Source organism: Rhizobium ecuadorense (assembly GCF_001187535.1).
Classification (GTDB): Bacteria; Pseudomonadota; Alphaproteobacteria; order Rhizobiales; family Rhizobiaceae; genus Rhizobium; species Rhizobium ecuadorense.
On record NZ_LFIO01001078.1, the window covers coordinates 49,053 to 71,011 of the forward strand.

Annotated in this window: 18 protein-coding genes and 1 pseudogene; 9 read left to right on the forward strand and 10 right to left on the reverse strand. The window is 59.3% G+C overall.

All coding sequences use genetic code 11. The features are described from left to right. Positions 1–140 precede the first annotated feature (140 nt). From AF337_RS21760 to AF337_RS21780, 5 genes are all read left to right on the forward strand, one after another. Complete coding sequence (locus AF337_RS21760; protein WP_049733763.1) at positions 141–773, forward strand: class I SAM-dependent methyltransferase; 633 nt, start codon at positions 141–143, stop codon at positions 771–773. A 248-nt stretch (positions 774–1,021) separates the two neighbouring features. Then, positions 1,022–1,447 carry a helix-turn-helix domain-containing protein gene (locus AF337_RS21765; RefSeq protein WP_049733764.1) on the forward strand — a complete coding sequence of 142 codons (426 nt, stop codon included), beginning with the start codon at positions 1,022–1,024 and terminating at the stop codon, positions 1,445–1,447. 332 nt (positions 1,448–1,779) lie between these two features. Continuing rightward, positions 1,780–2,970, forward strand: a complete 1,191-nt coding sequence (locus tag AF337_RS21770) for a YcaO-like family protein (RefSeq protein ID WP_049733808.1) — start codon at positions 1,780–1,782, stop codon at positions 2,968–2,970. Then, complete coding sequence (locus AF337_RS21775) at positions 2,967–3,674, forward strand: TfuA-like protein (protein ID WP_049733765.1); 708 nt, start codon at positions 2,967–2,969, stop codon at positions 3,672–3,674. The genes AF337_RS21770 and AF337_RS21775 overlap by 4 nt, the downstream gene beginning before the upstream one ends. A 102-nt stretch (positions 3,675–3,776) precedes the next feature. Continuing rightward, positions 3,777–4,025 carry a hypothetical protein gene (locus tag AF337_RS21780; protein WP_049733766.1) on the forward strand — a complete coding sequence of 83 codons (249 nt, stop codon included), beginning with the start codon at positions 3,777–3,779 and terminating at the stop codon, positions 4,023–4,025. A gap of 518 nt (positions 4,026–4,543) precedes the next feature. Here the strand turns inward: AF337_RS21780 and AF337_RS21785 are convergent. The 8 genes from AF337_RS21785 to ampC form a co-directional block, all read right to left on the reverse strand. Continuing rightward, positions 4,544–4,750 (reverse strand): hypothetical protein, encoded by a 207-nt coding sequence (locus AF337_RS21785; protein WP_012558648.1) that lies wholly within the window; start codon positions 4,748–4,750, stop codon positions 4,544–4,546. Positions 4,751–5,960: 1,210 nt separating this feature from the next. Then, positions 5,961–7,076 carry a glycosyltransferase family 2 protein gene (locus AF337_RS21790; RefSeq protein WP_049733767.1) on the reverse strand — a complete coding sequence of 372 codons (1,116 nt, stop codon included), beginning with the start codon at positions 7,074–7,076 and terminating at the stop codon, positions 5,961–5,963. Continuing rightward, the gene (locus tag AF337_RS21795; protein ID WP_049733768.1) at positions 7,066–8,829 is read right to left on the reverse strand and encodes an ABC transporter ATP-binding protein; all 1,764 of its coding nucleotides are present in this window, start codon (positions 8,827–8,829) and stop codon (positions 7,066–7,068) included. Before AF337_RS21795 ends, AF337_RS21790 begins: the two co-directional genes overlap by 11 nt. Next, positions 8,826–9,902: a glycosyltransferase family 2 protein gene (locus AF337_RS21800; RefSeq protein WP_049733769.1), complete on the reverse strand. Its 1,077-nt coding sequence runs from the start codon at positions 9,900–9,902 to the stop codon at positions 8,826–8,828. The genes AF337_RS21795 and AF337_RS21800 overlap by 4 nt, the downstream gene beginning before the upstream one ends. A 4-nt stretch (positions 9,903–9,906) precedes the next feature. Then, complete coding sequence (locus AF337_RS21805; protein ID WP_049733770.1) at positions 9,907–12,909, reverse strand: glycosyltransferase; 3,003 nt, start codon at positions 12,907–12,909, stop codon at positions 9,907–9,909. Next, a complete protein-coding gene (locus AF337_RS21810; protein WP_049733771.1) occupies positions 12,903–14,081 on the reverse strand; it encodes a glycosyltransferase family 2 protein in 1,179 nt (392 codons plus the stop codon). Before AF337_RS21810 ends, AF337_RS21805 begins: the two co-directional genes overlap by 7 nt. Positions 14,082–14,153: 72 nt before the next feature. Further along, positions 14,154–15,110 carry an NAD-dependent epimerase/dehydratase family protein gene (locus AF337_RS21815; protein ID WP_049733772.1) on the reverse strand — a complete coding sequence of 319 codons (957 nt, stop codon included), beginning with the start codon at positions 15,108–15,110 and terminating at the stop codon, positions 14,154–14,156. A gap of 302 nt (positions 15,111–15,412) precedes the next feature. Then, entirely contained in the window at positions 15,413–16,531 is a 1,119-nt protein-coding gene (gene ampC / locus AF337_RS21820) for a class C beta-lactamase (RefSeq protein ID WP_280138862.1), read from the reverse strand. On the opposite strand from ampC, the gene AF337_RS45560 reads away from it, so the two are divergent. Both AF337_RS45560 and AF337_RS21825 read left to right on the forward strand, forming a co-directional pair. Next, the gene (locus AF337_RS45560; RefSeq protein WP_244471292.1) at positions 16,467–16,658 is read left to right on the forward strand and encodes a hypothetical protein; all 192 of its coding nucleotides are present in this window, start codon (positions 16,467–16,469) and stop codon (positions 16,656–16,658) included. The genes ampC and AF337_RS45560 overlap by 65 nt on opposite strands. 97 nt (positions 16,659–16,755) lie before the next feature. Further along, positions 16,756–17,625 (forward strand): LysR family transcriptional regulator, encoded by an 870-nt coding sequence (locus tag AF337_RS21825; protein ID WP_049733774.1) that lies wholly within the window; start codon positions 16,756–16,758, stop codon positions 17,623–17,625. Between the two features lie 198 nt (positions 17,626–17,823). On the opposite strand, the gene AF337_RS21830 is transcribed toward AF337_RS21825, so the two are convergent. Continuing rightward, a complete protein-coding gene (locus AF337_RS21830; RefSeq protein WP_049733775.1) occupies positions 17,824–18,813 on the reverse strand; it encodes a substrate-binding domain-containing protein in 990 nt (329 codons plus the stop codon). Between the two features lie 48 nt (positions 18,814–18,861). Then, positions 18,862–19,842 carry an NAD-dependent epimerase/dehydratase family protein gene (locus AF337_RS21835; RefSeq protein ID WP_049733776.1) on the reverse strand — a complete coding sequence of 327 codons (981 nt, stop codon included), beginning with the start codon at positions 19,840–19,842 and terminating at the stop codon, positions 18,862–18,864. 103 nt (positions 19,843–19,945) lie between these two features. On the opposite strand from AF337_RS21835, the pseudogene AF337_RS21840 reads away from it, so the two are divergent. Together AF337_RS21840 and AF337_RS21845 are read left to right on the forward strand one after the other, a co-directional pair. Beyond that, positions 19,946–20,841, forward strand: a pseudogene (locus tag AF337_RS21840) (ATP-binding cassette domain-containing protein). A gap of 81 nt (positions 20,842–20,922) precedes the next feature. Further along, positions 20,923–21,921 (forward strand): ABC transporter permease, encoded by a 999-nt coding sequence (locus AF337_RS21845; RefSeq protein WP_049733778.1) that lies wholly within the window; start codon positions 20,923–20,925, stop codon positions 21,919–21,921. Positions 21,922–21,959: the final 38 nt, after the last annotated feature.

Here is a 21,959-nt window from a genome sequence, read left to right on the forward strand (position 1 = left end):
GTATTGTCGCGCTCTGGTTTTGTTTTTAATTATAAAACCTCAGATTATATATCTTGTTATCCTTGCGGTTCGGCGGGTTTCATCAAATTTTCGACGTATTCTTGGATAGGGTCTGCCGCGCAATGGCCGGGGGGAGGGACATGTCAGTCGAGCTAGATGCAACCACCTATGTTCACGCCAAACCGACAACCGCGCACTGCTACATCTTGCCCGCCGTGCTCGACGTGCTGGAGAGCCATTTCGGCGGTTCTGCGAAAAACGACGTCTTTGATTTGGGATGTGGTACCGGCGGAGCGGCCGCTGCTCTTGCGCAGAAGGGTTATCATGTCGTTGGTGTCGATCCCTCCAGCGATGGTATTGCCAAGGCCAATATCAATTATCCCGAACTGCCGCTGCAAGTCGGCTCGGCCTATGACGATCTTTCCCGGGAATACGGCAGGTTCAATGCCGTCATAAGCCTGGGGGTGGTCGAGCATGTCTACGATCCGAGGGCATTCACCTCGACGCTGTACGATCTTGTCAAGCCGGGTGGCGTCGCCGTGTTGTCGACCCCCTATCACGGTTATCTGAAGAACCTTGCGCTCGCGGTGATGGGGAAAATGGACGATCACTTCATGCCGCTGACGGATCATGGGCATATCAAGTTCTGGTCGAAAAACACTCTGAGCACGCTGCTGCTGGATGCCGGCTTCGACAAGGTCCGTTTTGAATTTGTCGGAAGAATTCCCGTTTTGGCCAAGTCGATGATCGCCGTCGCTCAAAAATCTCTTTAGAGCCCTAAATCTCTTTAGACGGCATCGGGGCGGCCCGCATTTGGAACAGCATTGCTCTGTGGATTTGCGCGCGCGAGTGCGATGCGGGTCCAATCCAAAGGCGGCCTCCGCTGCAATAATCCATAGGTTGTTTTTGCTATGCGCAGCGCGGAAAAAAATCCTTAAGAAATATTTACTTTTAGTTGCATTCTTGCTTAAACTCTCCATTATACGGCTCGGCATGCTGATAAAGTGGGAGACTTGTTCACATGAAGGCGAAATCCCCGAATTCGATCGACGTCTATGTTGGCAACCGCGTCAGGGTCCGGCGAAAGACGCTCGGGATGACCCAGCACGGCCTAGCCGAACTTCTGGGCATCACCTTCCAGCAGATCCAGAAATACGAAAAGGGGACGAACCGCATAGGCGCCAGCCGTCTTCAGCGCATATCCGAGATTCTTCGCGTGCCCATCGGCTTCTTCTTCGAGAACGGTGGTTCCGGACCGATCGAAGGCGAGACGAGCGAGTTGAACAGGTTTTTGTCCTCGAAAGAGGGGCTGGCGCTCAACAAGGCGTTCATCGCCATCGAGGATCCGAATATCAGGCAAAAACTGGTGGCATTGGCCAAAAGTCTGGCAGTTGCGGGGTTGTCCGACATCGACGGTGAGTTGCAGGATCCGGTTATCAACGGCTGAGGACGGAGCGTGCTTCACCTGCAGAGATTCGGCGATCTGCGGTTGATCGAGACGAGCGGCGACCCAGTCCGCTCTCCGATCAAGGGGCTGTTGACGATGGCCCATATCTATGCCTGAGCAGTGAACTCAGCCATTATGGGTTGGCTCAGTTTCTGCGGAGCGACGTCAAAGCTGAGGGCGGAATATTCAATGGCGAAAATGGGCATTGTGGGGATAGCTGGCGGGGCGGAGGCGCTCGCTGCCGCCTGGTCGGCGCCGCTCTGCCTTGCGGCGGCCTCAGCGACAGCCGAGGCGTCATTCTGACGCGCCGGGTCCACTATTCCGACAGGATCATATCGCCGGGGGAAACTCTTTCCCGCGTCGAACCTTTTTTGGCCAGCTTCGGCATCACCAGGGTTGCGCGACATACCGGATTGGACGACATCGGAATCCCTGTCTGGTGCGCCTATGCCCCGAATTCGCGGTCGATCGTGATTGCTCAGGGGAAGGGCCTGACCGATCTGGACGCCAAGGTATCCGCAATCATGGAGGCGCTCGAACGAGCCGTCGCCGGCGAACCCTTCGTCAAGCGCGTCCACGGTTCCTCTGCCCGCCTGCAGGCACAGGGCTGCCAGGCCGACAGATTGAGCTGCCTGACCGCCGTTCATAAACCCGATCTCGGGCCGGATGACGAGACCGAATGGGTTGCCGGCGTCAATATCCTCAGCGGCGAAGAGATCCACATTCCCTTCGAGGCGGTGGTGCTCGACCGGACGCGTGACACGCGATACTGGATGTCCTCGGATGGCCTGGCTTCGGGAAACAGTGCCGAGGAAGCAATCTTTCATGGCGTGCTGGAGCGTATCGAGCGTGACGCTCATGTGCTGTGGCAGGTGGGCGGAGAGGCCGATCGTTATGCCGGCTGCGTCGATCCCCGCGGCTTTGAGGACGACGCCCTCAACGGGCTGATCGACAAGATCGAAGCATCGGGATTGGCGCTCAGGCTGTTCGATATCACCAGCGACATCGCAATCCCCTGTTTCACCGCCATGCTGGGGCCCGGGGAGCTAATTCCAGGCTCCAGGCATCCTTATGCGGACAGGGACATTCGACTCGTCGAGGTGACCGGCGGTACCGGGGCGCATCCGTCCCCCGTCCGCGCGGCCATTCGCGCGGTGACGGAAGCCGTGCAATCCCGGCTGACCTATATCAGCGGCGCCAGGGACGATATTTCTCCTGCAACTTTCTCGAGATCCCTCCCGCCACTGATGCGGCGGGCCTTCGATGCGGTTGCCGCACCGCCTGCCGCCCTCTGCGGTGACGGCGCGGCAGGATATCGGCCACAGGATCTGACGCAGTTGCTGCAGCATGTGCTTGACGCTCTCAGCAACCGAGGGATTAATTCGGTCATCCGGGTTCACCTCAGCGACGACACGCTTCCCTTCAGCGTCGTCAAGGTGGTTATCCCCGAACTCGAAAATCCCGAGGGGGAGCGCGCCCGGCGATTTGGAACAAGGGCTCTGGCCAAGGCGATCGGGTTTTGAAGATCATTTTCGCAGGTCCCAGTCTTCCCGATGCGGCATCGCTTGCCGGCGAGGCAATACGCGTCCTGCCGCCTGCCATGCAGGGCGACGTCCTGGCTCAGGTGGAGCAGGGCGCCAATGTCATCGGCCTGATCGACGGCGGCTTCGAATATGCCGCACCGGTCTGGCACAAGGAAATTCTCCATGCTCTCTCGCTTGGCGTGGCCGTTCTCGGGGCCGCAAGCATGGGCGCCTTGCGGGCCGCGGAATGTCATCCTTTCGGGATGATCGGGCTCGGCCGCATTTTCGAGGACTATCGCAGCGGCCGGCTGGTCGACGATGCCGCCGTCGCACTCATGCATGCGCCGAGCGCGCTGGGCAGCAAGCCGCTGACGATACCGCTCGTCAATGTCAGCGCCACGCTGGATGCGATGGAGGATAGGGGACTGCTGGCAGGTGGGTTGCGCCAGGTGCTCGAAGATGCGGCAAACGCGATCTTCTTCAAGAAGCGGACGTGGCGGGCGATCGTCGAACAATGTGCTGACATAGCCGAGCCGGATCCTCCGCAGCTGCTGGCGGCGCTTCTTTCGAATTCCGTCGATCAAAAACGCCTTGATGCCCTGGAATTGCTGAAAGCCCTACAGGACGCCCGTGACATCCGCTCGAACGCCGATCTGCCCTGGAAACTGCACGCAACCGCGTTCCGTACCCGTCCTGCATTGTAAATCGAAGACGGCAATTTTCACCAAGGGTTGTGTCACGCTTTTTTCACGGGCTCGACCCCCTCTGCGCGCGTATCATGCCTTCAATTCGTTGGAGAAATGGTCATGGGCGTGACATCGATTGCCAAGGTAAGTGCAGGGCAAGGGGCAGAAGACGGTCTGAATGAACTCATCGCGCTGGCGCGGATGATCGCCTACGCGCGACAGGTCGCTCAGGATGTCAAATTGCAGTTCGCGACGAATTGCCTCGATCTGGCGCTCGAGGCCGTGAAGCAGGAGGTGGGGGAGGGTTTGACCAGTGAACTGGCTGAATTGGGCTCGCCGGTTCCGCAAGTGAGCGTGAGCCGTCACTAATGCATGTCGCCGGGAAGTGTGCAGCGGTTCCGGGATAACGACATGCATCAAAACAAAGGGCCAAAGCGCGTCGCATGAATCAAATCTGATGCGACGCGCTTTAGAGCGGTTCTGCGCGTCCGTGAAAAGTTGAACTGCTCTGATGCATGCCGCCCGGAAGTGTGCAGCGTTCCGGGCGACATGCAAAAACAAGGGACTATAACGCGCGTCGCTGGGCACAATGCGTCGGCTTTATGGACGTGGCACTCGCGGGACCATTCGATCCCATCGCGCGGGAGATAACGGGCTGAAACTGATGCCCGAGCGTTGGTAAATCCATCTTAGTTGCGGCTTGGAGAAGCCCGGCTCGCTGCGGGCCGCGGATGGTCGGCGCGCTATTCAGGGTCTGCTGGAAACGACCCTGAATGGAAACGAAGGGTAACCGATCTCCCCGACGTTGCTTCCGGAAAGGGAAGCGGCGCGATCTCGCGTTCACAGATCGTCTGCGCGATCGGCCGATCGGCGGCCGATCCATGGTCTCAGTGGGTCAAATTGCGCTTCTGGGCCAGCAGTAAAATGTAGTCGTCGGCAATGTCTGCGATGGCCATTGCGACTTCCGCCGGATCGCACCCCTCGACCTTCGTATTTGCAATGAACTGATAAACCGCCTTTTCGATCTGCTTCCGGCAGATCATCACGCGTTCATCATAACCAAATTCCGGAATATGCGATGCTATATCACTCATCAGGTCGGCTCCCTCACTACTTACAGTGACCATGACACAAATTATAAGTTGAGCAAGCAAATGCTTTATGAAGGGTTAATTCCCTGCCGAGGTGCGACCATTTCGACACAGGTGTGGCAAATCGTAAGACGCCTTTGGCGTGTTGAACGGGACGGGCTCGAAAAGGGCGGCTGTTTCGCGTCGAAAGAATCGCCAACGCCGCTGGCGCCCCGGCTTGGCGCCGGTATCTCGGTCGGATATGCCGGAACCCCGTGCCTGAGGGTAAAACGGACGAGCCGGCTGCTGCCGAGTGAAGCGGCGGAACTGCGCCGTGCCTAGGGTCTAACCATCTGATTTAGCAATATATTGCACCATCATACATCTCCGCTGCCGTCATTCGGCGGTCCTAAGCTGCACCGGCATCGCTCCTGTGCGTGGTCATCTCCATGACTGTCGAGTCATCGCTTGTGATCCCTCGTCGGGATGCTCGACAGGTTGCCGGGCGTCTGAAACCCGAGGTGGGGAAGAGGCTTCAACTGATTTTTTGCCCTCTTGGAAAACTTGAACCGAGGTCGGCGGCAATTAAAGGCAGAATAACCTGCGGCTGATAACCGGTGTTGTGAAGAAAATTTTTATCAAAAGGTTAAATAATAAGTTTCAGATGGAGGTTGTATTTAAATATCAATTAAAAGATGACATGAATTCTATATGCATATAATCACTGGATGTGCTGTCTTATGGTTATCGCGCGTTATTATTGTCTATCATGCCCAGAGATCAACTGTATGACATCGGCTGTTGGCAAGATTTTAAGGCATTCATGAATATCATCTTTGCACTTGAAATATAGATTATGATGTTGCTGGGGCGAGCGGCGGGAGGTCCTGTCCGTTGGAAAATGCGAGCTTGTCTCGTGAGGCCGATCTCTGCCCAGGCGATATTACTATTCGAGCAATATTTTCCATGTCGAGACAAAAGACAACGGCAATCGCATTTCCGGCGAACCGCGGGGAAGAAAAGCAGAGGACCCGCCGGGGTGGGTGACGGGTCCTCCAGTAGAAACGCTTGCACAGTGCGTGGATATAATTGCAGGTAAATCGTGTATTGTCACACGTCATTATTGATGATGATGGTTTTTTCACCGGTTTCATTGATTTTTACTTATTGTTATTCTGGCGAAATATCGCATTTCCAGTGTTCTAGCGAGATATTGACCGGTTGGTCGCCAGCATCACGTCTGCTGTGACGAGGTCGCAGCAGAGCATTCGCCAGACCGATCGACCTCCGACAAGCGCCGGAGCAACGCTTTCGTCCTGAAGAGGGACCAACCGCCCACCAAGGGGCATAGTGGATCTATCTCTTCGAATTTCTGAGCATTTTTTTCCTTTTGATCATCGGTGGGCCAAGCTTTGGACAGCGCCTTGCGTGCGGCTCGCTTCGCTTTTGAAACGATTAAATTGGCCAGCACGCCCGAAGCGAGCATCGGGCTATGATCATAGATGCGCCTAAACGAGGCGGCGGCGCTGTGCCAATCTTTCAAAGCTGCAAATTTTGAGAATGCATAGAGGTGAGCCGAGGTGTGGGCGCAGCTGACGACGAAAGCGGGAAGCTCGGGGTTGCGGGAGACACATTGCTCGGTCGCCGCCAAAAGCGATCGCGCCATTCGGGATCTGTCGGCAGACATGGCTGCGGAATGAACGCGATAGCCCACCAGACCAAGTGGCACGGCCTCGATCTTGAAATGTTCGGCGGTGCGGAGTTCGAAATCGAAGTCTTCGCATCCTCCAATTCCTCGATCGGCATAGCTCGGATCGTAGCCGCCGATCTTGTCTATGACGGCGCGGCGCACCATGAAGCCGCTGCCATTGCCGACAAAGCGGAAGACGAGATGGCGCGCTAGAATCGAGTCCCTTGCGTTCACTGACGAGCCGGATCTCATGTAGTATCCCGCGGGATCGATCAAGCGGTGAAGAGCATACACCGCGCCCCACGCGTCCGGCAGGGGATGGAGCGCTGACAGCATCCTTTCGACATAGGTGGGATGCCAGAGATCGTCTGCGTCGATGAAGGCTATATAGCTGGACCTGGATGCCTCGATCCCGGCATTGCGCGCCGCGGCTACACCGCGATTTTCGGTCGACAGGATCGTGATCCTCGGATCAGCTGCGGCGAACTCGCGACAGATCGATGCGGTATCGTCGGTTGAGCCGTCGTCCACGACGATGATTTCGAGTGCCGAATGGGTCTGGTCGACAACCGATCGAAGTGTGGCGACGATGAACTCTTCGGCATTGTAGGCAGGGATGACGACTGCCACCGTCAATCCGGATAGAGGCTCAGCCGCCATAGAGCAACCCATCCGCTGTTGTGGCCGGACGCAGGTCGATCCGGTTCTTCATCAACCTTGCGACCGACGGGCGATGGCTGACGACGATCAGGGTCCGGCCGTCATATTCCCTGAGCAGGAGGGAGAGCACGCGCCCCTCCGTCTCCTCGTCGAGTGCGCTGGTCGCTTCGTCTAGGAGCAATATGTCGGGCCGGCCGGCCAGCGCCCGCGCCAGACCGATGCGCTGTCGTTGCCCACCCGAAAGCCGGATCGCTTCGTCGCCCAGCCATTCGTCGAAGCCGTAGGGCAGATTCTCGATGAATTCGGTGGCGCAGGCCATATCTGCCGCCCAGCGGACATCCTCCTCATGGATGTCGCGACGGAAGCGGATATTGTCGAGGACGGAGCCATCCATAAGCTCGACGTCTTGGCCCGAGACCGCGAGCAGGCGCAGCCAGCTGGATCGCTCGATAGTCGAGAGGTCCTTGCCATCGATCGTGATCCGGCCTTCGGTCGGCTGAATAAGGTCGAGGAGCATGTTGATGATCGTAGTTTTGCCGGAGCCGCTGGGTCCGGTCAGAGCCGTGGTCTCGCCTGCCCTGATCGAGAAGCTGGCATGACGCACGGCAGGCATTCTGGCCTCTTCGTAGAAGAAGGATACATCGTGGAAAACGATCTCCTGTTTTAGATGTCGCAGTTCCTCTCCGCCTGCAGTTTTCCTGGCGTCGTCCTGTTCCGCGATCAGCGCGAGCACGTTTTGCAGTGAGGCCTCGATTTCATGCAAGCGCAGCAGCTGGGAATCGAATTGCTTGATATGTGGCTGGAGCCTGTAAAGAAGTATCGTGGCAGACAGGGCGGCCCGAAAATCGACCGGCAGGACCTGCGAGGACAGGATGATCGTCAGGATCACCCCGAATGTCAGCGTTTCGCTCAGAAGCGACGTTGCTGCCCCCATCCGATCCGAACGGCGCCAGGTTTCCCCCACTGTCTTGGACAAGGTTTCGAAAATACCTTTGTGGTCGTCTTCCAGACCGAAGCTCTTCACCGCCTTTAACGTCTGCAATGTGGTCCAGCTCAGATGGGTCAATTCTTCCAGAGCTGAAAGACTGGCGGCGCCAAGACGGCGATAGGCAGCTGCAAACAAGCCGAGGCTGAGGTTATGGACGACGCCGAACATCACCGCGAGCACAGCAATCGGCCATGCCATTACGAGCATTCCGATCCCGAAGATGATGATGGTCCCGAGACTGATTCCCAGGCGCACAAGGCCGGTATGAGCGGAGGCCACGGAATAGGATTCGGTGGCGATGACATTGATCAGATCGCTGCGCTCATAGCGTTGAAATCGCTGGAAGGGGATCGTCAGAATCTTTGCGTAAAGACGGTGACGAATACTCTCGCTGATCTGATGGCTTACGGTGCTTGCGATGATGTCGTTGACGAAGCCCAGAATGATCCTCAGGATGATCGCGCAGATCAGCACGGCGACTAGCATCGACTTCGTGATGGAAGATTCCAATCCGCCAAAGTATGCCGGTAGCCAGGCGACGGACCCGGAAGCAGGGCTTTGTTGGCTGAGGGCAAAAACGAGGCTGACCAGCAAGGTTATCCCCACCATTTCCGATAGCCCGGTCAGGATACCGATGACGATCAGGACGGAGGTTTTCAACCGGAGCGAGGGAACGAGCTCCAGAAGTTCGCGGAAACGCGCTGCGACAATAACGTTGAAGGCGCCCCACGACCTGCGGAGAACGGGTTTCCGTAGCGTCATCATAAATGATCCATCCGGGAATTGATGAGCTCGCCTGTCCGTATCGTTGGAGTGGCTGCGACAAGGTCGTAAAACGACGTGCCGATGATGGGGAGCGCCACGCTTTTCGGAGCCGCCCCTTTCGGCCACGCGTGCGACCTACGACGTATCCGTTTCAACAGTTTCCTGCGCTGCCGCTTCGCTTGGCGCCACAGATGCCTGACAGCCTGGCCGACAAGCCTTGACGGGAATCTCCTGACAAGGAGAGACGCCACTTTCCTGACCTGCCCGTAGTTGCCGCCGGCAAACGCCTTCTTGAAATACCAGCACGCCGTATGGAATTCCGCCCGGGTGGCGGCGGCGGCAAGATCGGGATGGCGCCGCTTCACGTCTGCCATCACCAGAGCGTGGGATTTCAGCATGCGCGAGGCGTTGCTCGACATGTTGCCTGCGGTAAAACGATAACCGGTCAGGAAATCGGGAGCCACTGCAAAGGGTAGTCTTTCAGCCAATGCGAGATAGAGCTTCAGGTCCTCGCATCCCTCGGCTCCCTGATCACGCAGGGCAGAATCATAACCCCCGCATGCCAGGACTTCCGCCCGCGGCATGAGGGGGGTGCTGCCGTTGCCGATGAAATTTTCCCCGACCAATATTTCGAAGACGTCGCCCTCATAGAGCACGGGACCCGAGTGGCTGAAAATCACGTCGTTCCCGTCGATTGCTGCGTACCAGTTGTAGGCGACGCCGTGGCCTGTCGACAATTTCCCGAGCGCGCGGACTTGCATCTCGATTTTTAGAGGGTGCCAGAGGTCATCGGCATCGATCGGTGCGATGTAGCTGCCGCGGGCCTCTTCTATACCGTAGTTGCGGGCAAGGGCGACGCCGCCGTTTTGCTGGCGAAGGACACGAACGCGCGGGTCAGAAAGGCGATATTGTGTCGCCAGTTCGAATGTTTCGTCCCGCGATCCATCGTCCACGACGAGTATCTCGAGGTGTTCATAGGTTTGGGCCGAGACGCTTCGCAGCGTTTGCACGAGGGTCGCCTCCGCATTGTACGCGGGAATGATGACGGTCACCAAAGGAGGGTCAATGATCATGGCATTATCCGATAAAGGCGTTGGGATGGCCCATCAGTTCGGCAAACGCCGTGATGGGTAAATCGCCGCGTACCTCGAGGCGCGGGAGTGACAGCAGCTTGTCCGAAAAGCCCGCTTTTGCCGGCCTGGTGGTGAAGCCAATTTGATATCCCGCCTCGGCCAGAATTCCGGGAACACGGAAATCGGTGCAGCCGAAGGGGAGAGCGATAGATGTCGTGGCCGCGCCGAGCCGGTTCTCCAGCGTCTTGCGAGAATGAACCGCTTCGGCCAGTAGCGTGGCGTTATCCAGCGCACTCGCCGGCGTGTGGGTTTCCAGATGAGACCCAAATCGGATGCCCTTTCGATGGAGATCCTCAATGTCGTTCCAAGACATCAGAGGGGCTGGCTCACCGTAAGCGGCATCCCAATCCGATCGGCCGCCCACTTTGTCCGTCACGACGAAGACGTCGGCGCTGAAGCCGTTCTCTACAAGGATGGGATAGGCTTCGGTAAAAAAATCGAGATAGGCATCATCGAAGGTCAGGACGACCGGCCGCCCCTGTATCGGCTTTCCCACCTGAAGCAGATGGGCCAGCGCATCGGCCGTCAGCCCATAGTAGCCCTGCCGCCGGAGAAACTGCATCTGCTGGCGGAACATCTCCGGCGCGATCCGGAAACGCCGCAGCCGATCGGGACCTTCGCGCGCGATTCTGTGATACATCAACACCGGGATCGAGGTCGTCACTTCGTTCGACCACGCCGCCACTCGTTCGACACCGGCCGGTCCCCAGATGATGCTCTTGGCCACCTCCGTGTCCAATGGGACACCGTGCCGTTCAATCCGCAGTGTGTGTACGGACGTTTCACGCTTGCGGAACCGATGAATGGCGTAAAGCTCGGTCTCGATCGTTTCTTCCAGGGTAAGGTCCGGCAGGTTCGAAAAGACTTTCCTGATGGTGCCGACACCGAACGGATTGTCCCAATCGAAACCGGTCCTTTCGGGCTCGTCTCGCCGGAGATGGGCGTGAGCGGTAATCAGACAGCCGCCTGGCTTCAGTGCTGCGGCAATCTTTCGGCAGACCCGCTCCAAGACCTGTTCGTCATCCATGTAATAGAGGACTTCCGAGCAGACGATCAGGTCCTGTCCGCCAGGAATGTCGTCGCCTGCGAAGTCCAGGACACGAAACTCGGCATTCCCCCACTCTCGGCATCGCTCGGATGCTCTTTCGATCGCACGACGCGAGATGTCCGTTGCCGTCAGCGTCCCGACCTTTTGCGCAAGCTTGGCGGAGAATATCCCCTCCGCACAGGCAAGTTCCAATGCCTTGCCTATCCCTTCCGGGACAAGGCCCAGCGTCTGCTCGTATTTGACCTGTTCGTAGATCGACACGTAGTTCCATGGGTCGGGATGCTCAAAGACCCGTTCCCAATATTCCTCTTTGGAAGCGGCCTCTGACAAAAGGGCTTCCTTTCCCGTTTTTTTTCCGCGGCGCTCGGCTAACACCGCGCCATGCAAGCGCTCATCTTGCCGATCTGCCTTCGAAAGGCGCTGGTCATCCGTTTCCCCGTCGCCTGCCAGAGATTTTATAAGAGCTGCGTCGCGCGTTGACTGGACAAGGCGGCCGAGGCGTCCCCGCCGTCGTCCTCCCCGACGAAGAATCCCAAGGAAGCCTCTATAGTTACGCAAGGTTTCGAATAACCAGTGGCGCGCATAGGCGAAGGTCCTGGGCGTGGGCAGCCGACCGCCTGCATGCATGTCCCGGACGATCAGGCGAACCAATGCGCCGACCGACAGATCTCCCCATAGCGGCCCCACGTGGGCACCGATATGTTTCTGTCCAGACGAAAGCTGCAGTACCAGCGTATCGGCTTCGACGGCCTTGGTAATCTTCGCGAGCTTGTTGACGTCGACGCCCACAGTCTGGACGCGTCCGAGCTTAAAAGAACGCGAGACGGCTTCTGATGAAAGCCGCCAGGCAAGAAGCTGCTCTGTCTTTCGTGCGGTTCCGGCCAGCGAATGGCTTTCGATGAGGGCGAGGAGCCGCGCGACTGCCGGTGCCCACGAGTCCATCAGGTCGATCAGGGCGGCAGTATTCTCAACCGATTGGCCCGTCTGCAACCCATGAAGGATGGCCACCGCCATCATGTCTTCGTGGCCCGAGCCATCGGGAAATTCCGGCAGAAGCTCGGCCAGGTCCTTGGGATCGGTTTCCGCACAAAGATGCATCGACGCGATCCAAATGAAGACGCGAAGCTGGCTAAGGGCGGGCTTCGGCCAAGCGTCGTCCTCGCCCTGCGTCGGCAAGCTCCGCTCAACTTGCAAGGCCCGCGCCCTTTCCGTCACGACAATCGCGTCCCGCATCATCCTAATCGGATCGGACGATAGAGAGCCGGCCTTCATTCGATAGAAGGCCAGGCATTTGTCCACCCGCTGGAATCGAGCCCCGGCGAACGCCATGCGAAGCCAGAGATCCCAGTCCTCGCAGGTTTGTAATGTGACATCCATGCCGCCCAGTTCCGTAAAAAGGCGCTTGGGAAAGACTGCCGTATGAATGGCCAGAGCGCAAATTGACGAAAATTGTTGGATTGCACGATCTCCGGTAAGATCATGCGCCTGCTCGATCTTTTGCATCCGGCCGTCGGCCGTGACGCGGCGATAGCTGCAATGGGCGATTAGTGGCTGAGACTGGTTGCTGGCGATCGGCAGCATGCTTTCGTTGAAGGCGGGATCCAGCCAGTCGTCGGCATCGAGCATGCAGAGGAGAGGCGCAGCGGCAAGCTGAGCGGCTGCATTGCGTGCGGCGGCGGCACCGGCATTCAGTTGACGGTAAAGCGTAATCCGCCCGTCCGCGTTGGCAAGGCTTTCAAGGACCTCCCAAGTCCCGTCGGTCGAGCCGTCATCCACCACGACCGCCTGCCAGTTCGATATCGTCTGATTTTGCAGGCTGCCCAGACAATCCGACAGCGTACCGGCGGCATTATAGGCCGGGATGAGAAAAGAGATCGCAGGTCTCGACGCCGTCACCATGGCTGCATTTTCCAGCGGCCGAGAAGATAAAATGCGCCCTGCAGGCTCCCCAGAACCTCTTCCTTCAGAAAGAAGTTGTCCGAAGTCGCTCCGCGTTCGAGCCGCTTCGCGAACCTTTTGAGATGATACCAGGGGAGCGACATCAGCATGCGGCGCAGATTGCCCAGCTTGCCGGTGTTCTGGTACTGGATCAGCAGCGCAGCGACATGGCCTTTCATATATTGATGGATCTGTTTTGCCAGCCCTTCCATGTCCTTGCGGTGAAAATGCCACGAAACCGCGGTCGGCTCGTAGCGGCAAGTATGGCCATGATGGAGAAGCCGATCCCAGAATTCGGAGTCGTCGGAACACCCAGCCGCCCCCGCGCCGAGTCGGACGTCGAATAATCCGCATTCATCGAACACTTTGCGACGAAACGCCTGGCTTGCTCCTGCGCCGACCATCGACATGGGATTTTTATGCCGCTTATGCCGGCGGTAGAAGTGCCGATCGAAGTCCCTGCGCCGATAGCCTCGGCCGAACCCCCAGTGTCTTTCGAATATCAGCTGCGCGGGCGTGGAAAGCTCTCCGGGAAGGACGAGGCCGGTGACGCACCCGATTTCGGGCTGGTCGAACCCCTTCATCAGGTTCTCGAGCCATCGTTCGTGAAGCACCACATCGTCGTCCGTGAAGGCGACGAATTCCGTCGTTGCCGCGCGCACGGCAGCGTTTCGGGCATAGTCGAGGCCGATCCTATCCTCACGGACATAGGTGGCGCCGGCTTCTTCCACCACGCGACGGGTTGCATCGCCTGAGGAGGCATTGTCGACCACGATGATGGCGACGGGACGGAGCGATTGTTCGGGGATCGAGGCGAGGCACCGGCGCAGTTCCTCCGGCCGGTCCTTGGTGCAGATCAGAATGCTGACATCGCGATTGCGCAGAGGCGTTTGCGCGACTTGGGCGAAATGCTCGAGCGTATCCGGCCGCACGGCACGCTCGGCCAGTGCCGCCGCCGTCTCCGGCTTTTCGATATATGCCTGTCCGACCGGAAGACCATCCGACAGAAAGACCACCAGCCCGTCGGAGAGCGGCGACGACACGGCGTCGATATGGCCGGAGGCCAGATCGAGATAGTGGATCGGTACGGGGAAATTCACATCCTTCAAATCGGACGGTATTGATTCACGCATTACCATTCTCTCAAATCGTACCGTGAGCATACGCCGCGCCGTCCCAGGCGCGACGCCCGCAAGCCGTGATGATTATTCCGCCGCGCCGAGCTTTATTTTTGCCCGGAACCAGTCGAGCGTCATGGCGACGCCCTGCTCGTAGCTGATCTTGCACGACCATTCCGGCATGACGTAGTTCGCATTGGTCAGGTCGGGCCGCCTGTTGGTGGGATCCTGCGGCGGTGACGGCTCGAAGACGATCGGTACGCCGCCGACTAGCTTGGACACATATTGGGCGACTTCGAGAACCGAAATCTCGCGATCGTTGCCGACGTTCAGAGGTCCCTTGTAGTCGGTTTCATCGATCCAGAAATATCGTGCGAAACCATCGACGACGTCGTCGACATAGCCCCAGCTGCGCGATTGCTTGCCGTCGCCGAACACGGTGATCGGCCGGCCCGCCAGCGCCTGGGTGATGAAATTGGAGACGGCGCGGCCGTCATCGGGCCGTGTGCGCGGACCGTAAATGTTGAAGGGACGGACGACCTTGAGGTCGAGCCCCTGGGTGCGCTGCATTTCGAACAGCAGCGATTCCGTGCAGCGCTTGCTCTCGTCGTAGGACGAGCGCGGTCCGGTGCAATCCACCTGGCCCTTGTAGGATTCCGGCTGCGGCGACACCAGAGGGTCGCCATAAACTTCGGAGGTCGAGGTGAAGCCGAAGCGACCGCCCTTCTTCAAGAGCTCCAGCAGCCGGAATGCCCCGAGAAGATTGGCGGAAATCGTCCTCTTCGGTTCCTTCATATACCATGGCGGCGATGCCGGGGACGCCAGATGGTAGATTTCATCGAACTTCTCCGACGTCTGCAGCGTCTCGACGTCCGATTTCACGAAGTGGAAACGGGGATCTCTGATGTGGGCGATATTGTCGAAAAGTCCGGTCCAGAGGTTGTCAACAACGACCAGTTTCTGGACGTCGGTTCTAAGTAAAAGCCGGTCACACAAATGCGATCCGATAAATCCAGCCCCGCCAGAAATCAATACGCTTTTCATTGCATTGTGCCTTGTGACGTTTGAGGTGAATGTTTATTAGCATCACCTTTAAGGCGTGGCAATTCATTAGAAGTGTTCTGGAAATTACTCGCCTATTAATCTTAATTATTGATGCCTTTTACTTAAGGTAGTGCCGCTGGGTTCGGCAGTGGGGCGCTGCGGCAAGTCACCCACCAATCACAACGGTTTGGCTATCACGAGCGCGCCGGCCAGCGCATCGGGCTAAAGTCCGATCCGATCTTCGCAAGCACCCTGCGGAGTTCGAGCGATGCACACCTGCGTCGGCGAGGCCTGTGTTCGGCTCAGTCGGCCGAAAGCGCCGTCAGGATCTGATAGGCCGCGGCGACGCGGTCCTCGTTGGGATAGTTCTTATTGGCCAGGATGACGATGCCGAGCCGGTCCCTGGGAATGAAGGCGACGTAGGCGCCGAAACCGTTGGTCGAGCCGGTCTTGTTGATCCACACATCGTCGCGCGGTTGCATCGGCGGACGCAGTTCCGAAACCGGCATGGTCTTCAGCATCGCCGGCGAATTGCCCTCCAGCAAGTCGTTCAAGCTTAAGGGATAGGCATATTGCTCCCAGATGAGATCCTGGGTCATCGCCCCTGCTTTGAAATATCCGATATGGGTGTCGGCGATGGCCCGCTGCAGTTTTTCGTCGAGCTTGAGCATGCCCATATTGGCGCCGACGAAGCGGATCATGTCGCCTGCGGTGGATTTGACGCCATAGGCTTCGGCCGAAAGCACGGCCGGCGTCATCCGGGCCGGCTCGCCGCTGCGCTTATAACCTTGAGCATAGTCGGCCTGCCGCGCTTTCGGCACATCGATATAGGTGCTTTTCAAACCGAGCGCGGCAAACAGCTTACCTTCCATCAAACCGGTAAAATCCCCGTGCATGGATTTCGCGACGATATAGCCGAGCATGCCGATGCTGGGATTGGCGTAACTTCTCTGCGTCCCCGCCGCATAGGAGGGCCGCCAGGCTTCGAAATAGCCGAGCAGCTGCTTTTCGGTCTTGACCTCGTCGGGAAGCTGCAGCGGAAATCCGCCTGCCGTGTGGGTGGCCAGATGCATCAGGGCGACATCGCCGAACGGCTTTCCCGTCATTCCAGGCAGATATTTGCCGACCTTGTCCGACAGCGAAAGCTGTCCGCGTGCTTGCGCATAGGATGCCAGCGTCACGGTGAAGGTCTTGCTGATCGATCCGAGTTCGAACAGCGTGGTCGGTGCCACCGGCTTGCCGGTGTCCTTGGACTCGACGCCATAGGTGAAGATGTGGTCCCGGCCGTCGGCGGTGATGGCGACGGCTATGCCGGGGATGGCGTATTTCTCCATGATCGGCTTGATCGCGGCATCCGTGACCGCCTTCACTGTCGTTTCGTCGGCGGCAAAACCGCTTGCGGAGGCGCAGGCCGAGAGCAAAACGGCCGATAAAATTCTTATCCCAACGCTGTTCATAACCATCATCCTCCAAATCGACAGGGCAGCCAAACCGGCGCAAAGCGCATGGGGAGGAGGTTTATCGGCGCTGTTTTGCAATCACAAATGATGATATCTCGCAGCAGCCACAAGAAAATCTAATGCATGTCGCCTGGAAGCGTGCGGCGGTTCCGGCAGAACGACATGCAGCAAAACATAGGCCTTTGATGGTTCGGCAATTCCTCCCCTTGAACGGCCTGCGCGCCTTCGAAGCCTCGGCACGGCATCTGAGCTTCACCCGCGCCGCGATCGAGCTCTGCGTCACCCAGGCGGCGGTCAGCCAGCAGGTCAAAGGCCTGGAGACGCGATTGGGCGTGGCGCTGTTCCAGCGTCTTCCCCGCGGCTTGAAAATCACCGCGGAAGGCGAAGCGCTGCTGCCGACGGTGACGGCCTCCTTCGATCAGATGGCGACGACACTGGACAGGATCGAAGCCGGGCAGGTGCGGGAGCTGCTGTTTCTCGGCGTGGTCGGGACATTCGCCGTCGGCTGGCTGTTGCCGCGGCTTGCGGATTTCCAGCGCCGGCATGCCTTTATCGATCTCCGCATTTCCACCAACAACAACCGCGTCGATCCGGCCGCCGAAGGGCTGGATTTCGCCATCCGCTTCGGCAGCGGCTCCTGGCACGGCACCGAGGCGCAACGGCTGTTCGAAGCGCCGCTTTCGCCGCTCTGCATCCCCAAACTGGCGGAGCATCTGCGATCGCCTGAAGATCTTGCCGGGGCCACGCTGCTGCGCAGTTACCGGACGGATGAATGGAGCAGCTGGTTTCAGGCGGCAGGCGTTGCCCCCACCGCGCAGGTCAATGCCGGCATCGTCTTCGATTCCTCCGTCGGCATGATGGAGGCCGCCCTCCAGGGGCTCGGCGTCGCGCTGGCGCCGCCGTCGATGTTCACAAGGCATCTCGCCTCGGGCGCGATCGTGCAGCCCTTCGCCACTGCCATTTCGCTCGGCAGCTATTGGCTGACGCGCCTGCAGTCGCGGCCGGTCACGGCGGCGATGCAGGCATTTTCGGATTGGATCGGTGCGCAGGTCTGATGTCCGGAGCGCTCTCAGAGGTCCCGAGCTGCCCCTCATCCGCCTGCCGGCACCTTCTCCCCGCTTGCGGGGCGAAGGGGATGTGCCGCGACCGCTCGGTTCCCACGTAACCTCGCGCAGGGCACGTCCCCTCTCCCCGTCAGAACGGGGAGAGGGTTAGGGTGAGGGGCAGCCATTGGCGCAGACCGACAGCCAGGATCACTTCTGAATGCAGGTATCCACCGTATCCTTGGTGCATTCGTCCAGCCCGGTAAACACCGGATCCTCGACCTTCTTTCCAGCAATCAGGTCCATCATCACGGTTGGCGCCTTGTAGCCCATTTCGAACGGCCGCTGGCCGACCAGCGCGGTGACCAGGCCCTCCTTGGCGATCGCCACTTCGTCGCCGATCGTGTCGGCGGCGCCGATGACGAATTCGTTCTTGGCGATCTTGTCGGCCATCGGCTTGAACAGGTCGCGATAGGGCTGCGGGGCGCCGAACAGCGGCCAGCCACCCATGATGCCGAAGGCATCGAGGTCGGTATTGGCGGCAAGGATGTCGGTCATCGCCTGCACGCCCTTGGCGCCGTCGTCATTGGTGAAAACCGGGCAGCCGGCCACCTCAGTCCAGCCGCCTTCACCCTTCAGTGCCGCAAGGCCCTTCTGGCCGCTCAGCGTATCGCGCATGCCCTGGGCGCGGCGCAGGATGTTGTCGGCGCCGGGATTGCCTTCGATGGTGCAGATCTTGCCGCCCTTCGGCTTGGCCTTCTTGATATATTCGCCGATCTTGGCGCCCATCAGATAATTGTCGGTGCCGAGATAGGTCTTGCGTAGCGCCGCATCATCTGCCGCGAGATCGGCATCGAGCGTCATCACCGGAACGCTCGGATTGGCGGTCTTCAGCGTCTGGGCGATCAGCTTGGCGTTCGACGGCGAGATGGCGATGGCGGCGGTATCGGCTTTACCCAGCATATCCTGGACGATCTGCGCCTCGCCGGCCTCATCGGAGGTCGATGCCGGACCCGTGTAGAAGCATTCATATTCGGCGGATGCGTTTTCCTTGTTCCACTTCTGGCAACCCTGGTTGATCGCCTCGAAGAACGGGTTGTCGAGGCCTTTGACGACGATGACCAGCTGCTTCTTGGCGGCGAGCGCCTGTCCGGCCGTCAACGCCAGGACTGCAGCTGTAAGCAATAATGCCTTCCTCATAGCTTCCTCCCATTGAAAAAGACGGGCGCTTCTGCACCCGCCGCGTCATCAACCTGGATACCAGACGACCCGAGGCTCCTCCCTCGAACGCTGGTAGTCCCAAGCCGAATTGATCAGCTTTTCCAGATCGTAGACCGGCTTCCAGTCCAAAAGATATCTGGCCTTGCTGTTGTCCATCCAGTTCGAGTGAAACTGGCTTGCGATATCGACCGAGCCGAGCCCGCGCGTGCGGGCGAGAAAATCGGCGACCTCGCCATAATCGACCGGCCGATCCATCGAGATGTTGAAAAGCTCCCCCTTGGCGCGCGGATTGTCGATTGCCGCCAGGATTGCCGCGACGAGATCGTCGACATGGACGAAATTGCGCTTCAGCGGCCGCCCGTCGGCATCGCGCAGCAGCGGCACCGTGCCATTATGCGCGTAACGCTCGGCATCATCAGCCGGCACCAGCGTCTTCCAGTCCGGCCCGCCGAAGACATCGTCGCCAAAGGACAGCGTGAATTTGAAATCGTCCTTCTCCATGATCCAGGGCGCCCTGAGGCAGCAACTGTTGATGCCGTACTGGATGGTGAACTGCTCGAGCATCACCTCTTCGAGCACCTTGGACAGCGCATAGCACCCGGGATAGGCGCGATGCGGCGTCTTTTCGGTCACCGGCCCGTCATGGCGATAGAAGAAATGGCCGATGCCGGCATCGCCGCCGATCAGGATGAACTGCTTTGCCGTCGGGCTGGCGCGAAACGCCTCGAGCAGCCAGAACAGGCCCTTGACGGTGATGTCCATCACATCTTCAGGGATTTCCTTGCAGGTGGCAAGATGCACGACATGGGTGACGCCGTCCATTGCCGCGGCCACGACATCGCTGTCGGCAATCGAGCCCTTGACGACACTGATGCGGTCGGTTTCCTCGAGCACACGATTATGGCAAAGCGCGCGAATGCGCGCTTCGGAAAATCGCGGCTCGTCAAGCAGCCCAGCAATGAAGCGCCGCCCGACCTTGCCCGTAGCCCCGGTGACAAGGATCAGCATACCTCTCTCCCCAGCAACAGCTAATATGCGCGCGTTTCCGGCGTCAATCTGTATTTATCGTACAAAATAGATTTTTGCGGTGAGGGACTGATTTAGCGGACATTTGATTGACGATTCCGGGCGCTTTTGCATTAATGAAGATAATCGCTTTTCCGGGAGGAGATCGGCCGAGCGAGATCGCAGGCGTCCGACTGGCAGCCGGGTATCGGCAGCCGGCGGTGAGGCAGGCCTGCAGGTTCCGAGGAGGGTAGTCGGCTGGTCGCGGTTCTCGAACTCACCAATATCTCGAAACATTTCGGCGCCATCCAGGCGGTCAACGACGTGTCGTTTACGCTCGAAGCCGGCCAGGTCGTCGGCCTGATGGGCGATAACGGCGCCGGCAAAAGCACGCTGGTGAAGATGATCGCCGGCAACTTCCGGCCGAGCGAAGGCACGATGCGGCTCGAGGGCAAGGAGATCGTCATGCACCGGCCGGTCGAGGCGCGCCAGCACGGCATCGAGATCGTCCATCAGGATCTGGCGCTGTGCAACAATCTGACGGCGGCCGCCAATGTCTTCCTCGGCCGCGAGCTCAGGCGCGGCATCGGCCCCCTGAAGGTTCTCGATTACAAGACAATGTACCGGCGCGCCGGCGAGATCTTCAAGGAGCTGAAATCGGAAACCCGCCCGCGCGACCTCGTCAAGCAGATGTCGGGCGGCCAGCGGCAGGCGGTGGCGATCGGGCGCACCATGCTGTCGGAGGCCAAGATCGTACTGATGGACGAGCCGACGGCGGCCATCTCGGTCCGCCAGGTGGCCGAAGTCCTCAACCTGATCCGCGAGCTGCGCGACCGCGGCATCGCGGTCGTGCTGATCAGCCATCGCATGCCCGATGTTTTCACCGTCGCCGACCGGGTGATCGTCATGCGCCGCGGCCGGAAGGTCGCCGACAAGGCGATTGCCGCGAGTTCACCTGAGGAAGTGACGGGTCTGATCACAGGCGCCATCGAACAGGTGTGAGCGCCGCCGCTTAGGGGAGAAATCCCTGCCGTAAGAAATGCCCTTGGGGAAAAATGCCCTATCTGGAGTGAGAGGTCGAAAATGGCAGTGACATTGGACCAGACGATTGCACAGAAGCAGCGCAGCCGGCTTGCGGAGTTCGTCGGCGGCCAGACCTTCTGGGTGCTGATCGCCGTGCTTCTCGCCTGCCTCTTCCTGTCCTTCGCCACCGATTCCTTTGCGACGGCGAAGAACCTCTACAACATCACCCGCAACGTCACCTTCGTCGCCATCATCGCGCTCGGCATGACGCTCGTCATCATCACCGGCGGCATCGACCTGTCTGTGGGATCGGTGCTCTGCCTCTGCAGCATGGTGCTGGCGGTCACCATGAATGCCGGCTACTCCATCGAGGTCGGCATCACGGCCGCGATCGTCACGGCGCTGGTGATCGGCGCCTTCAACGGCGTGCTGATCGCCTATCTCAATTTTCCGCCCTTCGTGGTGACGCTCGGCATGCTGTCCATTGCGCGCAGCCTGGCGATGGTCGCCTCGAACAACACCGTCGTCTTCCAGTTCGGCCCCGACCATGACAAGCTGCTGGCGCTCGGCGGCGGCGCCTGGTTTTTCGGCATCGCCAACCCGGTGCTCTACATGGTCATCCTGGCGCTGTTGACCGGTTTCGTGCTGCGCTGGACGCGCTTCGGCCGCTATGTCTTCGCCATCGGCGGCAATGAACACGCCGCAACACTGACCGGCGTTCCGGTGCGCAGCATCAAGGTCGCCGTCTACATGATCTCGGCGCTCTCGGCCGGCATTGCCGGCATCGTCCAGACCGGCTGGCTCGGCGCCGTCACCACCAATATCGGCGCCGGCATGGAACTCCAGGTCATCGCCGCCGCCGTCATCGGCGGCGCCAACCTCGCCGGCGGTGTCGGCACCGCTTTCGGCGCCCTGGTCGGCGCGGCGCTGATCGAGGTGATCCGCAACAGCCTCGGCCTGCTCGGCATCAATGCCTTCTGGCAGGGCACGTTTATCGGCGGGGCGATCGTGCTGGCGGTGCTGTTCGACCGGATCCGCAATTTGCGGCAGAGCGAGTAGCTATCCGGTCGTAGCGTTCGTTGAGCAAACTCCGGCCA

Coding starts and splice junctions, on each gene's coding strand:
- AF337_RS21790 (WP_049733767.1), bottom strand. CDS start 7,076: ATGGCGGCTGAGCCTCTATCCGGATTGACGGTGGCAGTCGTCATCCCT.
- AF337_RS21785 (WP_012558648.1), bottom strand. CDS start 4,750: ATGAGTGATATAGCATCGCATATTCCGGAATTTGGTTATGATGAACGC.
- AF337_RS21815 (WP_049733772.1), bottom strand. CDS start 15,110: ATGAAAAGCGTATTGATTTCTGGCGGGGCTGGATTTATCGGATCGCAT.
- AF337_RS21805 (WP_049733770.1), bottom strand. CDS start 12,909: ATGGTGACGGCGTCGAGACCTGCGATCTCTTTTCTCATCCCGGCCTAT.
- AF337_RS21800 (WP_049733769.1), bottom strand. CDS start 9,902: ATGATCATTGACCCTCCTTTGGTGACCGTCATCATTCCCGCGTACAAT.
- AF337_RS21780 (WP_049733766.1), top strand. CDS start 3,777: ATGGGCGTGACATCGATTGCCAAGGTAAGTGCAGGGCAAGGGGCAGAA.
- AF337_RS21835 (WP_049733776.1), bottom strand. CDS start 19,842: ATGCTGATCCTTGTCACCGGGGCTACGGGCAAGGTCGGGCGGCGCTTC.
- AF337_RS21825 (WP_049733774.1), top strand. CDS start 16,756: ATGGTTCGGCAATTCCTCCCCTTGAACGGCCTGCGCGCCTTCGAAGCC.
- AF337_RS21795 (WP_049733768.1), bottom strand. CDS start 8,829: ATGATGACGCTACGGAAACCCGTTCTCCGCAGGTCGTGGGGCGCCTTC.
- AF337_RS21810 (WP_049733771.1), bottom strand. CDS start 14,081: ATGCGTGAATCAATACCGTCCGATTTGAAGGATGTGAATTTCCCCGTA.
- AF337_RS21830 (WP_049733775.1), bottom strand. CDS start 18,813: ATGAGGAAGGCATTATTGCTTACAGCTGCAGTCCTGGCGTTGACGGCC.
- AF337_RS21760 (WP_049733763.1), top strand. CDS start 141: ATGTCAGTCGAGCTAGATGCAACCACCTATGTTCACGCCAAACCGACA.
- AF337_RS21845 (WP_049733778.1), top strand. CDS start 20,923: ATGGCAGTGACATTGGACCAGACGATTGCACAGAAGCAGCGCAGCCGG.
- AF337_RS21765 (WP_049733764.1), top strand. CDS start 1,022: ATGAAGGCGAAATCCCCGAATTCGATCGACGTCTATGTTGGCAACCGC.